Below are 14539 nucleotides of genomic sequence, written 5' to 3'. Positions count from 1 at the left end.
ACTCTCCCGTACGTCACTGTGGCAAGCAGCAATTCCTGTCGCCAGTCGCCCCTGTGGCGAGATGACCGTGGCGAATGGCGGCGCCTGGAGGGGAGCCAGCACGATAACGCCTGATGTCCCTCCCTGGTCGCCCAGCAGGCCGTCTGTGACCCTCGCGGGCTGGCCTGACTGCTTTTGGCTTGCCAGGCAGTTCTGCCCGGCTGCCTTGGGCTGGGCTGCGGCTGAAGTGAATTTGATTGGTCAATTTGGAGCCGCCGCGCCAGGCATGTCGGCGCCAGGGGATGCGGGCGCTCGCCGCGTCGCGCCCCGGCGCTGGCGCTCGCCCTTATGGGCGCCGCGAGCCCATGTGTTGTCGCCCGGCCCAGCGCCGGGCGTTGTCATTCTGGAGTTATGGTTGTGACCAAGTTTACCTGTCAGGCGTTCGGCTTCATTGTCGCCATCGCTGTATTGTCGAGCCCCGCCATGGCCTGCACCGTGGACGACATTAACGCCAAGGCGACCGAGCTGTCCGCCGAGCTGCAGAAGCTCGCCGCCACCGACCAGAATCGCGCCCTTTCCGTCACCCAGCGCATGCAGAAGGTGCAGGCTGCCCAGGCCAATCCGGGTTCGATGCAGGATGCCTGCAAACTGTACGACGATCTGCTGGCCGAAGCCCGGAAATAATCTGGACGGTAGCCCATCAGCGACGCAGCGGCCTGCTGCCGGCGTCTACGGGGCGGGCGCGACGCCATGGTGGTTACGCCTGGCGCGTTTCGCCCCGGCAGGCGGAAAACGCAAGGCATGGCGAAGATGGCGCTTAAATCTGGCGCGCGGGCGCCACACAATGGCGTCAAAGATCCAGGCAGGATCGTAGGGAAACGCCATGTCCACCGCCATCACCCCTTTCCACCTCGCCGTGCCGGATGCGGCGCTGGCTGATCTGCGCCAGCGCCTGCACATGACCCGCTGGCCCGAGCGCGAGACGGTCCATGACTGGAGCCAGGGCGCGCCGCTCGCCGCCGTGCAGGACCTGTGCCATTACTGGCTGCACGATTACGACTGGCGGCGCTGCGAAGCGATGCTCAATGGTTTCGGCCAGTTCGAGACGGTCATCGACGGCGTGGCCATTAATTTCATTCATCGCCGCTCGCCCAATCCCGACGCGCTGCCGCTGCTGCTCACCCATGGCTGGCCCGGCTCGGTGATCGAGTTTCACAAGGTGATCGGCCCGCTGGCTGACCCTGCGGCGCATGGCGGCGATCCGGCCGACGCTTTCCATGTCATCGCCCCGTCGATTCCCGGTTATGGCTTCTCGGGCAAGCCGCAGGCCACCGGCTGGACGGTGCAGCGCATCGCCGGCGCCTGGGCCGAACTGATGCGTCGGCTCGGTTACGACCATTATGTCGCCCAGGGCGGCGACTGGGGCAGCGCCATCACCATCGCCATAGGAGAGCAGGCGCCGGAAGGGCTGGCCGCCATCCATCTCAACATGGTCACCGCCCCGCCGGGCCGCGACCAGCGCGATGACATGGACGAGCGAGAGAAGGCGCTGCTGGCCCGGGCGCGCTATTATCTGGAGCAGGGCAATGGCTACGCCGTACAGCAGAGCAGCCGGCCACAGACCCTCGGCTATGGCCTGACCGATTCGCCGGCCGGCCAGGCGGCGTGGATTTTCGAGAAGTTCTACGAGTGGACCGACTGCAACGGCGATCCGCTGTCGGTGCTGACGCGGGACGAGCTGCTCGACAACATCATGCTGTACTGGCTGCCCGCCGCCGCAGCGTCATCCGGGCGGCTGTACTGGGAGAGTTTCCGCAAATTTGCGGCGGGCGCCGTTCAGGTTCCGGTATGCGCCAGCATCTTCCCGAAGGATATATCCCCGCCGGCCCGGCGCTGGGCCGACCGCCGCTTCAGCAGCATCGCCTATTGGAATGAGCTGGACCGGGGTGGCCATTTTGCCGCGTTCGAGCAGCCGGAGCTGTTCGTCAACGAATTGCGCACGGCGCTGCGGCCCTACCGGCGCTAAGCCGCGATGGCGCCGCACAGACGCGGTGGGGCGGCGTTGCGCCTGACGAGCTTTGCCGCTGGGGTCTGCGCATAGCAGGATGCGGCGGCATCTTCGCATCCTTGAATGAGACCCGGCCCCGGCGGCGACGGGCGTGGCAAATGCGCTACCATTGCCCGGCAAATGCCTGGAACGACGACGCTTCTTTTGCTGAAACGCAGGGGAGAAGGGCGCAGCGCCTGTTCAACAGGAGCTGCTTGGGCTAGAGCCTGCGGCCATAGCCTGGCGCCCACGGCGCCTGGCCTGCCGGTCGTGGGCGCTCTTGCCATGCCCGCGGCGCAGGGCCTGCGAGATAAGTCGGGATACGCCGCCTGACGCATCAGTGCGCGCCTTGCGACGGGACCAGCTGTGTTTCCTTGTGTGAGCGTCTGTGTGTCAGCCCGGTCAGCCGGACGGCGCAGCGCTCGGGCCCCAGGCGCGCCATGCATATCGACGCAACCTATATCCTGCTCATCCTGTACTACGTCGCCATCGTCGCTGACGCCATGACCGCCGCGCTGGCGGCGGGGCGGCGCTCGATGGACTGGATGGGCGTGGCCATGCTCGGGCCGATCACGGCGCTGGGCGGCGGCACGGTGCGCGACGTGCTGTTCGGCCACTACCCGCTGACCTGGGTCGCCAATCCCAACCTGCTGCTGATCACCGCTGGAGCTGCGCTGGCGACCATCGCGCTCGCCCGTTACATGCATCACCTGCGCAAACTGTTTCTGCTGCTCGACGCCATTGGCCTCGTGGCGTTTTCGGTGATCGGCTGCAATATCGCCGCCGCGATGAACCTGCCGTTCATCATCATCATCGCCTCGGGCATGATCACCGGCTGCGTCGGCGGCGTGCTGCGCGACATCCTGTGCGCCGACATTCCCCTGCTGTTCCGCACCGAACTTTACGCCACGGTGTCGATCCTCACCGGCCTGGTCTACATGGGCGGCCGCTGGCTCGGCCTGCCCGTTGACCTCGCCGTCGGCGTCGCCATGGCCTGCGGCCTCACCCTGCGCATGCTGGCGCTGCGCTTCGGCTGGAGCATGCCGAAGTTCATTTACACCCATACGCTGCACTGAAGGGAGCGCGGCCTACGCGATGGCGGCGGGCGGCATGCGCCCATCGATCGTCGCCACCAAGGCGATACTAACGCGCGCTACGCTCCGCCACGCGGCTGCTCCGGCGGGTAGCTACGCCACAAGGCGGCTGTCGCCCAGGCCGACGCTTGGCCGGGCTGCCACCCCGGCAGTCCGCCGCGTGTCTCTCCCTCCACCGTCATGGTCGGGCTTGACCCGACCATCCACGTCTTGCCTCGCGCAGGCGCGGGCGTCTGCGGGTAGAGCGTGGATGCCCGTGACAAGCACGGGCATGACGGCTGAGAGGTGGTGGGCGCGTCGGCGTCGGTTTGTGGCGGCGTCTTGGGGGGGGCGGGGGGCTGAGGTCTGGGGCCGTGGTCCTGAGGACTGTCCAGTGGCCTTGGCGAAAGGGCCGCTCCAAGGGCCGCTCCAAGGGTCGCTCCAAAGGCCGCTTCAGAGGCGGCGTCTTGCGGCGTGACCTATGGCGTCGCCTTGCTTTGCGCATCGTTATCGGCTCGCGCGACCGCCAGGCGTGTCCGCTCTGCGCCGCCTCGCTGCCGCCCCGGAAACCTGCCGCTCGTCACTCCCTCCACCGTCATGGTCGGGCTTGACCCGACCATCCACGTCTTGCCTCGCGCAGGCGCAGGGGTCTGCGGGTCGAGCGTGGATGCCCGTGACGAGCACGGGCATGACGGCTGAGGGGTGAGGCGCGCGTGCCGGGGGCGTCAGGCGGAGGCGCGGGCGGGTGGGCGCAGGGCGGCGAGGCGGTCGATCTCGCGCCAGAAGCCGCTCACCGTGTCGTCGATGATCTGCTGCGCCGTCTTGATCTCGCGGATCAGGCCGGAGCTTTCGCCCGCCGCCCCTGAGGTGCCGTCGACGTCGCCGTTGAGATACAACCGCTCGATGATGTCCTTGTAGGGGATCTGGCCCTGCTCGCCGCGCATCACCGCCTCGGCGTAAGGGGTGCGCAGGCCGCGCATGCGGGCGCCGGGGGGATTGTCGAGCAGCGCGGTGCCGGCGCTGGGCGCGGCGACGATGGCCTGCTTGTAATTGACGTGTACCGGGCTCTCGACCGAGGCGACGAAGCGCGTGCCCATGGTCACGCCCTCAGCGCCCAGAGCAAAAGCGGCGGCCATGCCGCGGCCATCGACCACGCCGCCCGCCGCCACCAGCGGCACATCCACCGCCTCGCGCACCGCCTGCAGCAAGGCGAAGCTGTGCACTTCCTCCGGATTGCGCACGCCGGCGCTCTCGGCGCCTTCGACGATCAGCCCGTCAACGCCGGCGTCGACTGCCTTGCGCGCGCCATAGAGCGTGGCGGTGGCGTGATAGACCACGACTCCCGCGTCCTTGAGGATGCGAACATAGCGACCTGGGTCGCCCGCCGAGGTGGTGACAAAGTGAATCTTCTGCTGCAGCAGCCAGTCGATGATACGGCGCTCTTCCTCCGGATCCTCTTTCAGATAGCGGACGGGCAGATTGACGCCGAACGGGGCGTTGGTGGCGGCGCGAATGGCGCTGAACTCGCGGGAGGTCATGGCCAGATCGCGCGATGTGCTCTCCAGCAGGCCAAGGCCGCCGGCGGCGGAGACGGCGGAGACCAGCGGGGCTCTGGCGATCCAGGTCATGGGCGACTGGAAGATTGGATAGCGTGCGCGGGTGTGGGCGACGACGCGGTTTCCCTCAAACATGTGGCGTTCTCCAAAGCGCATGGCCGCCGGATCTGACGCCCGGCGCCAGCCATACGCAACACGGCGGGCGCCAGATGCGCCGCCAGGATTGTTTTTGCGCGGCGAAACCGCGACTTGCGGCCGCCCACCGCTTCGGGCGCGAAAGCCTTGGGCGATGCAGGGGCTGCGACCGCCAGCGTGGCCATGCTGGCACAGGCGCGCGCCGCGCGCATCTGGCCTGAGGGCAGGGCGCGGCGCGCCTCATGCATGCAGCGAGCGAATGCGCGTCGATCAACGGATCCGTTTGATCGGAAAACGCCCTATGGCGCAGGCGGCGCATGGCGCGATGGGTGAACGTCTGACAGGGCGCAGCGGCGTCCACTGCCAGGCCTCATGCGGCGTCTTGCCTTGGGCTGAGAATATTGATAGCTGGACGGGAACACGGGCATGGCTCCGTGGCCTGCTGGCGGCTTGCACGTCGGCATCTGGTGCGCCGGCGTAGCACAGCGGTAGTGCAGCGGTTTTGTAAACCGAAGGTCGGGAGTTCAATCCTCTCCGCCGGCACCATTTTTCAAGTAAATATCCAGGTCTGAGCCGACTTAATCGGGCGTTGCATCGTCAACCAGGGCGTTCGCATGCGTAATAAACCTGCGGCCAGGCGGACAGTCGGCGCGATCATTGCGCAGGTTCAGATGCGCGCTGGCCTGGCAAAAACCTGCCGCCGCTCCTGATGCCGGGGCGAGCAGGCCGCAGCCCCCACCGTTGAAGACGACGGCGGGCCTATGGTGAGCCCCTGCATGGCCGCACGCGGCGTGCGGGCGGCCATGCTGTCACGGGTCGATCAGGCCGGCAGATTGGTGACGCCGCGGCGCACCAGCGAGTCCCAGCCCTCTTCGGCGGTCTCGGCATATTCGAACAGCTGCAGGTCTTCGGGCGAGATCGCCCCTTCCTCGACCATGGCCTCGAAATTGATCAGCCGGCTCCAATAGGATTTGTCGAACAGCACGATCGGAATACGCGGCGCCTTGCCAGTCTGCTGCAGGGTCAATACCTCGAACAATTCATCCAGCGTGCCATAGCCGCCGGGGAAAATGGCGAGCGCATTGGCGCGCATGGCGAGGTGCATCTTGCGCATGGCGAAATAGTGGAAGCGCAGGGTCAGCTCTGGCGTCGAATAGGGATTGGGGTGCTGCTCGTGCGGCAAAGTGATGTTGAAGCCGATGCTCGGGGCGCGCACGTCGGCGGCGCCGCGATTGGCGGCTTCCATCACGCCCGGGCCGCCGCCGGTGGCGATGACATTGTCGCGCCAGCGGTGGCGCGGGGCGAAGGCGCCGCCACGCTCGGAGGCGATGCGGGCAAACTCGCGCGCCACGTCATAGTGCTTCGACTGTTTGCGCAGCCGCTCCACCGCCGCCTGCTGCTCCGGCGTCGTGGCGGCGGCGGCCGCAGCGGCGACCTGCTCGGGCGAGGGGGTGCGGGCGCTGCCAAACACGATGATGGTCGAGCGGATGCCCCAGTCGCGCAGGGTCAGCTCCGCCTTGGCGAACTCGAGGCCAAAGCGGAAAGCGCGCATTTCGTCGCGCAACAGGAAGTCCGTATCCTCCACCGCCAGCTTGTAACTGTTGGTCTGCCCGTTGACCTGTGGCGCGGCGACTGGGGTCGCAGCTTGCGGGTGGGTCGCGGGTGAGAATTCGTCATTGGCCATGTCGTGCAACCGGTCCTTGGCTTGAGCGCCGCGTGCATCGCGGCGCCTGTTCAGAGCACAGGAAGCGGTCAAAAGAAAGCCAGGGACCCTGCAGGCCAGCGTTGGTGCGCGGGCGGAGACATGCCAGGGCAAGCGGCAGGGCGCAAACCCTGGCGTGGCGGCGCTCGCTTGCGTGGGCGAGGCGCCTGACCCGGGAGGCTGCCGACGCGCGCGGCGACAGCATGTTGCACTGATGACGCGCCGCCGGGCGTCGTTAGCCTGCGCTACGGCAGTTCATACCAACACCCGATGAGTATGACTCATCGAGTGTTGGTTAAGCCCGTGCGGCGCCTGAGCATTTCAGGATGCGGATGCGTCAGCATCTTCGCATCCTGGTATCAGTGCCGCAACTCGCAGGACAGCACCTGGCGGGTCAGTGAACCGGAATCACGCGCCGACCAGCGCCGGGCGATGCGGCTCTCCGAGAAGGTGTACCATTCGATTGACAGCAGCTCATAGGCGACGCCGGTGGGGGTGTGGCCTGGCAGGGCGCGGAACGGGCCGACAAACCGGCCGGTTTCAGTCAGCAGCGCCGCCGCCGCGTCGCCCTCGCAGACAATATCGATGAGATCAAGCCGCGTGTTCATATTGGCGTGCAGCTCCTGCCAGAGCTCCATGGCCTCATCGACCGGAACCCAGCCGAGCACGCCGCGAATATTGGCGTTATCGGTGAACAGCCGGCGCAATTGTAACCAGTCGCCAGCATTGTAATGGGCGATGCAGTCCCGGATCAGGCGTTGCGCCTCGGGGCGTAGGCTGTGACGCATGTGTTGCATCCCTGTCGACGCAGCCCTTGCTGCGTGAGCGGTTTCGCCGTCAATCCGGCTCCAACAGCGCCAAAAGCCCCCGCTTTCGGGTATCTACCCTTATTGTGGCGCAAGAATAGGTCTTTTGCCTGCAACACTTTGTTGTATTTGTGGCGCTGACTGCGCGATGACGCAGGCACGCCTTGCGTCAACGCAAACGGCCCGCTCCTTGGGAACGGGCCGTGCGCCGCCTCATCCCTGTACAGGACAGGCATAGGCGTAAGTGTCGTCAGGCTTTACTGGCCCTTGACCTTCGGCTTGGCCGAAATGACGTCGCCCTGGGGAACCCAGCGGTCGCCCTTGAACTGCATGATCTGCATTTCTTCGAAGGGGAAGTGATCGGTCGCCGAGGTGTTCATGGTGATGCCCTCATAGATCATGCCCGGCTTGAAGCCGTTCAGGCTGAGGGCGGCCTTCATCACGTTCTCGCGCGTCAGATCGTCGCCGGCGGCCTTGAGCACATGGGCCATAGAATCCGCCATCGCATAGCCAATGGTGTACAGGCTGTTGTTCGGATCGGCGTCCGGCATGTACTTCTTGAGGAATTCCTTGAACTTCAGCACGTCGGCGTTGTCAGCCAGCGACGGGTCCGTCGGGTCCTTCAGATAGATGGCGGTGATGGCGTCCTGGGCGTTGTCGAGGCCCGCCGGCACCAGAACCGCGCCGACCTGCGAGGCGACGTTGTTGAGGATGTGCACCGGCTTCCACTTGAGCTCGCCCATCTTGCGGATCGACTGGGCGGCGAACTTCGGCGTCGACAGATTGAGGAAAAGATCAGCGCCCGAGGCCTTCAACTTGACCATCTGCGAATCGACGGTGGCGTCGGACAGATCATACGGCGCTTCGGCGATGATCATCGACACCTTGTCGCCGAGGCCATCCTTCACGCCCTTGTAGATGTCCTTGCCATAGTCGTCGTTCTGCACCAGCACGGCGATCTTGGCGTTGGGGTACTTCTCCTTGATGAGATTGGCGTAGATATGGCCTTCGCTCTCATAGGAGGGGTTGAACGGCATGGTCCAGGGAAAGGTCTTCGGATCATTGCCGAAGCGGGTGCCGCCCGACGACAGGAAGATGTGCGGCACCTTTTTGGCGTTCACATATTTCATGATCGCGGTGTTGGACGGGGTGCCCAGCGTGCCGAACAGCGCCAGAACCTCATCGCTCTCGATGAGCTTGCGGGTCTGCTCCACGGCCTTCGGCGGGCTGTAGGCGTCGTCGTAGCTGAGCAGCTTGACCTTGCGGCCATTGATGCCGCCCTGCTCATTGATCATCTTAAAATAGGCTTCCATGGTCTTGCCGACCACGCCATAGGCCGACACCGGGCCGCTATAGGGCACGAAATTGCCCAGCTTGATTTCGGTGTCGCTGGCGCCGGGGCCATATTTCTTCTCGGCGAAAGCCGCGCCGGAGAAGCTGAAAGCCGCAGTGGCGGCGAGCACGCCTGCAAACAGCGTGCGCTTGTTGACTGACATAAGTGCCTCCCATGCATACCGATCGCCGCTGGCGGCGCCGGGGCGGATGCCCCTTGCGATACGCAACCCGTGTTGCCTCCATGACGCCGTGCGGATGAACCGTCTGCGCGATTCTGGCCCCCATCGCCGGCAGGATGCGGGCCGGGACTAGCACATGTCGTCTCAGGCGCAACCCTTCGGGGCGCCGCAAGGGCAATCGGGCGCGGTCCAGCCGGGGGCGTTCCGGCCGGGTGGGTCCAGTCGGGTGCGATCCAATCAGGCCCGATCAAGGCGTCGCGCGAGGGCGCGGCTTCCTGGGCTCCAGATGGGCGTCCTGTCTGACCCCGCCATGGCAGGCCATCGCTGCGGAACAACCAGTAACCGTCGGCTCATGGCGTCGCGCGCCCGGGTTTTGTCAGACAAGGGTGGGCCCTGCCCAGCAAATGGTTGACGTGGACTTTGCCGCAGTTCCCTGACTGCTTGACGCTGCGCCCGCGTTGTTCACGAATGCGTCAGCAGGCATCGCCAAAGCTGTCACGTATTTACCCCAATTGTCAGGCCTTGTTACCAGATACGTTAGGTCAATAACGCACAACACAAGGAACAGAACGATGGGGAACAGGCGCGATATCCGCGCGGCGCGTCCGGGCGCGTCTTTGGCGGCGCACAGAGTGGCGCTGGCCATGCTGGCGACGGCAGGCGGCCTCGGCGTCGTGGCGTTGTCGGGAACAGGCGCCGCAGCCTGGTGTGACGGCTACGGCTACGGCTGCGGCGGCCCGCCGCCCGCCGCTGGCATCGTCGGCGGCCTGGCGCTCGGCGCTTTGGCCGGCGCCGCCGCCGCAGGCGCCCTGGCGCCGCCGCCGCCGCCGCCGCCGGTGGTGGTCTATGACGATGGGCCAGAGTGCTACGTCACATCGCGCCGGGTGTGGGTCGAGGGCCGCGGCTGGCGGCGTCGCAATATCGAGGTCTGCGACTGAAGGCGCGCCCGGGCCGGCGCTACGGTGATTTTGCGGCCGCGGCGCCGTTGTGGGGGCCATGGCAGCCTGCTGGCAGGGCGCCAGCCACCAACAAATGCAATCGGGGCGACGGTGATGCCGTCGCCCCGATTGCGTTTGCATGCACAGGTTTTGCGGTCTTGCCCGTGCGCCAGTTTGGCGGGGTTTGCCTGGCAGGCGCGGCTTGCCAGGCAGCCGCGAACAGCCCGGGGCGGGGCGGCGCTCGCCGCCGGGCTCCGGGATGGCCTCAGTTGTTGTCGAAGGTCTCGATGTCGCGATCCTTGGTCTCCGGCACCAGGAGCAGGCCGATCACCACGGTCGCGAGTGCGATGACGATCGGATACCAAAGGCCGAAGTAGATATCGCCGGTCCACGCCACCATGGCGAAGGCCGTCGCCGGCAGCAGGCCGCCGAACCAGCCATTACCAATGTGATAGGGCAGGGACATCGACGTGTAGCGGATGCGGGTGGGGAACAACTCTACCAACGCTGCGGCGATCGGCCCGTAGACCATGGTGACGAACAGCACCAGCACGAACAGCAGCCCGATCACCCCGGCCACACGCGGCTCGAAGATGTCAAAGGGGTGCTTCATGCGGATCACGTCGGCCTGGGCGCCGGCGAGCGCATAACCGGCGGCCTTGAGGGCGGCGGTGGCTGCGGTCCTGAAGTTCTGGTCAAACGGCACGATGGCGTCGTTGATCTTCACCGAGACCGGCTGCCCCGCCGGGGCTGGCGCAGTGGTGTAGCGCACCGACGATTTGGCGAGGAAGTCGCGCGCCTGATCGCAGGGAGCGGTGAACACCCGCGTGCCGACCGGATTGAACAGATTGCCGCATTCGGCTGGATTGGCCAGCACGGTGACCTTGACGTTCTCGATGGCCTGCTCGAGCGCCGGATTGGCCAAAGTGGTGATCTGCTTGAAGATCGGGAAATAGGCGACGGCGGCGATCAGGCAGCCGGCGAGGATGATCGGCTTGCGGCCAATCTTGTCCGACAGCCAGCCGAAGAACACGAAGAAGCCCGTGCCCAAAACCAGCGACCAGGCGATCAGCAGGTTGGAGGTATAACCGTCGACCTTGACGATCGATTGCAGGAAGAACAGCGCATAGAACTGGCCGGTGTACCAGACCACGCCCTGGCCTGCGACGAGACCGAACAGGGCGATCAGCACCACTTTCAGGTTCTTCCACTGGCCGAAGGCTTCCGACAGCGGCGCCTTGGAGCGCGTGCCCTCTTCCTTCATGCGCTGGAAGGCTGGCGATTCGTTGAGCTGCATACGGATCCACACCGACACGCCCAAAAGGACGATCGACAGCAGGAACGGCACGCGCCAGCCCCATTCGGCGAACGCGGCCTCGCCAACGATCGAGCGGGTGGCCAGAATCACCATCAGCGACAGGAACAGGCCCAGCGTCGCCGTGGTCTGGATCCACGACGTGTAAAAGCCGCGCCGGCCATTGGGGGCATGCTCGGCCACATAGGTGGCGGCGCCGCCATATTCGCCGCCAAGCGCCAGACCCTGGAGCAGGCGCAGGGTGATCAGGATCACCGGGGCGATGAAGCCGATCTGGTTGGCGTTGGGCAGAATGCCGACGATGAACGTCGACAGGCCCATGATCAGAATGGTGACGAGGAAGGTATATTTACGGCCGACAAGGTCGCCAATGCGCCCGAAGACGATGGCGCCGAAGGGGCGCACCAGAAAGCCGGCGGCAAAAGCCAGCAGGGCGAAGATGTCCCGGGTCGCCGGAGGATAAGAACTGAAGAACTGCGCGCCAATAATCGCGGCGAGGGAGCCGTAGAGGTAAAAGTCATACCACTCAAACACCGTGCCGAGTGACGAGGCGAAAATCACCTTTTTCTCTTCACGGGTCATGGGGCGATGCGTCTCGCCCCCTGCGACATCTGCTTGCGCTGTCATGCCAACCTCCCTGAAATGTCGCCGCCTGGGCGCATCTGACCTGTGTCAGGTTCCGGGCCTGCCCCGCCTTGACCAGGACATGATCCTGGAGAAGCCAGTGGCAGTTGGTCGCAAAGGCTAGATGTGGCGCCACGAAGTGTCGCTCAACAATAAGTATAACAACGTGTAGTGACAGGAGTTTCAGACGGATTACCTACGACGAACGTCGCAGGTCGTGGGGGTGAGTGCTTGTTGTGTCGCCGTCAATAGCGGCGATGTCTGTCTGGAATCGCCATGTTTTCCGGCGATCACCAGTATTTGAGGTCATGAGCCTTACACGGTTACGTGATGACCCGCATCGAACGTTCCGGCGCGGCCCGTTACTGGAGAGGTCTGGTGGTGCAGCAGGCGAGAACGAGGCGCACCGGGGCGGCTGGCCATCGAGAGCAAAAAATTCGTATCGAATCAGTATTTTATGCGTTGCGCCACGCACGGTAGGGCCACGGCGCCGCCGATGCGCGCGATGGGGGCGTTACCCGTGCGTTGCGCTCGGGCGGTGGCGGCGTTATGCGGCGCTCGCCCCGATTTACCCAGCGGCTGTGAGCCCATCTGCGGCGACGGACGACGGTTCAAGATTACCTAGAGGAACATAGTGATCATTGTCGCGGCAGGGCCGCCAACGGCGCAGGCCAACGGCGCAGGTCAAGTGCGCAGGTCAGGGGCGCCTTTGGTCAAGCGCGCCGGTGGGTCAAGTGCGCCGGGCGCGGGACGCGCGCCGAAACGGCGCAGATGTGCAGCCGCGACAGGCCGGCGCCGCTGCGGGGCGCTGTGCTGTGGCGGGAGGGCGGTGATTGCCTCCTCCAGACGCGCCGCACGCCCCCCGCTGCCCTCTTGTCATTGCGCCTGTCAGTTGGCCGGCGGGCAGGCGCGCATCACGGCGTAAAGCGAAATGGCGGTGGCGTTGGAGACGTTGAGGCTCTTGATCTCGCCTGGCATGTCGAGGCGGGCCAGATGCTGGCAGCGCTCACGGGTCAGCTGTCGCAGGCCCTTGCCCTCGGCGCCGAGCACCAGGGCCAGAGGCCGTTGCATCGGAACCTCCTCGAGCACGGTCGGGCCGGCGGAATCGAGGCCGATGCACTGCACGCCGCGCTCGGCCATGGTCTGTAGCGCCCCGGCCAGATTTCGCACCGTGACGATCGGCACATATTCGAGGCCGCCCGAGGCGGATTTTGCCAGCACGCCGGTCGCCGCCGGGCTGTGCCGGGCGGTGGTGATAATGGCGCTGACATTGAAAGCCGCAGCAGTGCGGACGATGGCCCCGACATTGTGCGGATCAGTGATCTGGTCCAGCACCAGGAACACGCCGTCCTGCGGCATGGATTCCAGCGTCGGCCCGTCCAGCGGGTCAACTTCCGCGTAAAGCCCCTGATGCACGGCGTCCGGGCCGACCAGGCGGTCGATCTGGTCTGGCCGCACCAGCTCGGGCGTCACCGGCAGGGCGAGCTTCTCTTCTTCCAGCCGGCGCTGGGCGTTTTCGGTGATCAGCAGCCGCCGGAAGCTGCGCCGGCTGTTGCCAATGGCCTCAACCACCGGGCGCCAGCCATACAGCACCACAATGTCGAGCGCGTGCTCGGGCCGGTTGGCCTTCCATTCGGCGCGGGCGGCCTCGCGCCGCGCCGCGTCTGGCTTGCGCGGAAAGCGGGAGCCTCCCTGGTTGCGTCGGTTTGGCGGTGGCCGGTTGGCGGACATGGCGAGCTTTCGGACAGACGAATGATGACGGGATGGCGTTGACGGAGGCGTGTCGCGCGCCGTCAGCGCTGGCGCGCGACGCAACCCGTTGACAAGGTTGACGCAGCGCCGCCGGCGGCTGTTCTGCACCCTTGCGCCGGGCTTGTCGACAGCCGGTAATCCACACCTCTGAGCAGATTTGAACAGGGCGGGGCGTTGACAGCGCCGGTCGCTGTTCGCATAAGAGCGCCACGTTGCTCAGCGGTTCACCGCGAAGGCGACGCCGCCGGGTCGCCCTAGCCAGTGACCCGAGGACATTCCGGACGATGAGGAGGGATGCCCGAGTGGTTAAAGGGGACGGACTGTAAATCCGTTGGCTAAGCCTACGTTGGTTCGAATCCAACTCCCTCCACCATCGGCTCCGGAATACAGGCGCACCCTGCTTGCGCCGCCAGATTTTCACGACATAATCTGGCCCCAGCGGCGAAGATGCACAGTGCGCCCCGGCGCATGGGTATCGCGCCCATGGCGTGAACAGCGTTACGCCGCACGGCGCGGGTGTAGCTCAATGGTAGAGCAGCAGCCTTCCAAGCTGAATACGAGGGTTCGATTCCCTTCACCCGCTCCAGCCTTTTTCTTCATCCCACTTGTTGACTGACTTGCCGCTGTCGCGCCCCTTGGTCGCCGCGACGTCGTTGCATCCTGCGCCATATGGCGGCGGCGCATGCTGGCTATGGGCGTCCGAAACGTCTCGCCCAAAACGCCGCGCCGTGAATGTCGCTCCATGAAAGTCGCTGCGGGCGCTGTGACCGATTCTGTCGATGTTCTGCAGTGACAACTCCGGTCGCTTGATGTCTTCATCCATCGCGCGTGTGCGGGTGGACATGAACGGCGCGCCAGGCGCCGCATGTCTGCCGCCAAAACACCCATATTCTGGCCGCACACGCCGCTGTCATGTCGCGGTCTTGTAACAGGCCTCATTCACACGCATCTGAACGCAAGTTTGATTTTGCCAACCATGACCGGAATTTGCTAGGGAGGCGCGCGTCGCCGAACCAGGCAGGCGAAATCTGTCGGGCTTTGGCGCAGCGATGCTCCCGGGGCTCAGTAGTCGGGAATGTTTCCCGTTTAGGAAAGCAA

Annotated in this window: 11 protein-coding genes and 3 tRNA genes; 7 read left to right on the top strand and 7 right to left on the bottom strand. The window is 65.5% G+C overall.

Annotated features, from left to right (window positions below; genetic code table 11):
• The first annotated feature begins 396 nt into the window (after positions 1 to 396).
• From AC6A67_RS17100 to AC6A67_RS17090, 3 genes are all read left to right on the top strand, one after another.
• Positions 397 to 663: a hypothetical protein gene (locus AC6A67_RS17100; protein ID WP_498037766.1), complete on the top strand. Its 267-nt coding sequence runs from the start codon at positions 397 to 399 to the stop codon at positions 661 to 663.
• Positions 664 to 862: 199 nt separating this feature from the next.
• Positions 863 to 2005, top strand: a complete 1143-nt coding sequence (locus AC6A67_RS17095) for an epoxide hydrolase family protein (RefSeq protein WP_498037765.1) — start codon at positions 863 to 865, stop codon at positions 2003 to 2005.
• A gap of 461 nt (positions 2006 to 2466) precedes the next feature.
• Positions 2467 to 3102: a trimeric intracellular cation channel family protein gene (locus AC6A67_RS17090; protein WP_498037764.1), complete on the top strand. Its 636-nt coding sequence runs from the start codon at positions 2467 to 2469 to the stop codon at positions 3100 to 3102.
• A 722-nt stretch (positions 3103 to 3824) separates the two neighbouring features.
• Here the strand turns inward: AC6A67_RS17090 and AC6A67_RS17085 are convergent.
• Positions 3825 to 4790, bottom strand: a complete 966-nt coding sequence (locus AC6A67_RS17085) for an NAD(P)H-dependent flavin oxidoreductase (RefSeq protein ID WP_498037763.1) — start codon at positions 4788 to 4790, stop codon at positions 3825 to 3827.
• A 471-nt stretch (positions 4791 to 5261) separates the two neighbouring features.
• Here AC6A67_RS17085 and AC6A67_RS17080 point away from each other — a divergent pair.
• Positions 5262 to 5336, top strand: a tRNA-Thr gene (locus AC6A67_RS17080).
• A gap of 274 nt (positions 5337 to 5610) precedes the next feature.
• On the opposite strand, the gene AC6A67_RS17075 is transcribed toward AC6A67_RS17080, so the two are convergent.
• The 3 genes from AC6A67_RS17075 to AC6A67_RS17065 form a co-directional block, all read right to left on the bottom strand.
• Positions 5611 to 6474, bottom strand: a complete 864-nt coding sequence (locus AC6A67_RS17075) for an LOG family protein (protein ID WP_498037762.1) — start codon at positions 6472 to 6474, stop codon at positions 5611 to 5613.
• A 377-nt stretch (positions 6475 to 6851) separates the two neighbouring features.
• A complete protein-coding gene (locus AC6A67_RS17070) occupies positions 6852 to 7280 on the bottom strand; it encodes an ester cyclase (RefSeq protein ID WP_498037761.1) in 429 nt (142 codons plus the stop codon).
• Positions 7281 to 7555: 275 nt separating this feature from the next.
• Positions 7556 to 8794 carry an ABC transporter substrate-binding protein gene (locus AC6A67_RS17065; protein WP_498037760.1) on the bottom strand — a complete coding sequence of 413 codons (1239 nt, stop codon included), beginning with the start codon at positions 8792 to 8794 and terminating at the stop codon, positions 7556 to 7558.
• Between the two features lie 635 nt (positions 8795 to 9429).
• On the opposite strand from AC6A67_RS17065, the gene AC6A67_RS17060 reads away from it, so the two are divergent.
• On the top strand, positions 9430 to 9750 hold the full coding sequence (locus AC6A67_RS17060) for a hypothetical protein (RefSeq protein WP_498037759.1): 321 nt from the start codon (positions 9430 to 9432) through the stop codon (positions 9748 to 9750).
• 265 nt (positions 9751 to 10015) lie between these two features.
• Here AC6A67_RS17060 and AC6A67_RS17055 read toward each other — a convergent pair whose 3' ends face one another.
• Both AC6A67_RS17055 and rlmB read right to left on the bottom strand, forming a co-directional pair.
• The gene (locus AC6A67_RS17055; protein WP_498037758.1) at positions 10016 to 11692 is read right to left on the bottom strand and encodes an MFS transporter; all 1677 of its coding nucleotides are present in this window, start codon (positions 11690 to 11692) and stop codon (positions 10016 to 10018) included.
• 885 nt (positions 11693 to 12577) lie between these two features.
• Positions 12578 to 13420, bottom strand: a complete 843-nt coding sequence (gene rlmB, locus AC6A67_RS17050) for a 23S rRNA (guanosine(2251)-2'-O)-methyltransferase RlmB (protein WP_498037757.1) — start codon at positions 13418 to 13420, stop codon at positions 12578 to 12580.
• Between the two features lie 309 nt (positions 13421 to 13729).
• Between rlmB and AC6A67_RS17045 the strand changes: the two genes are divergently transcribed.
• Together AC6A67_RS17045 and AC6A67_RS17040 are read left to right on the top strand one after the other, a co-directional pair.
• A tRNA-Tyr gene (locus tag AC6A67_RS17045) sits at positions 13730 to 13814 on the top strand.
• A 139-nt stretch (positions 13815 to 13953) separates the two neighbouring features.
• Positions 13954 to 14027, top strand: a tRNA-Gly gene (locus AC6A67_RS17040).
• Here the strand turns inward: AC6A67_RS17040 and AC6A67_RS17035 are convergent.
• Complete coding sequence (locus AC6A67_RS17035) at positions 14016 to 14285, bottom strand: hypothetical protein (protein WP_498037756.1); 270 nt, start codon at positions 14283 to 14285, stop codon at positions 14016 to 14018. The genes AC6A67_RS17040 and AC6A67_RS17035 overlap by 12 nt on opposite strands.
• Positions 14286 to 14539 lie beyond the last annotated feature (254 nt).

It is taken from the genome of Camelimonas sp. FR25 (assembly GCF_059740505.1).
This window is presented reverse-complemented; position numbering and strand designations above follow the sequence as displayed.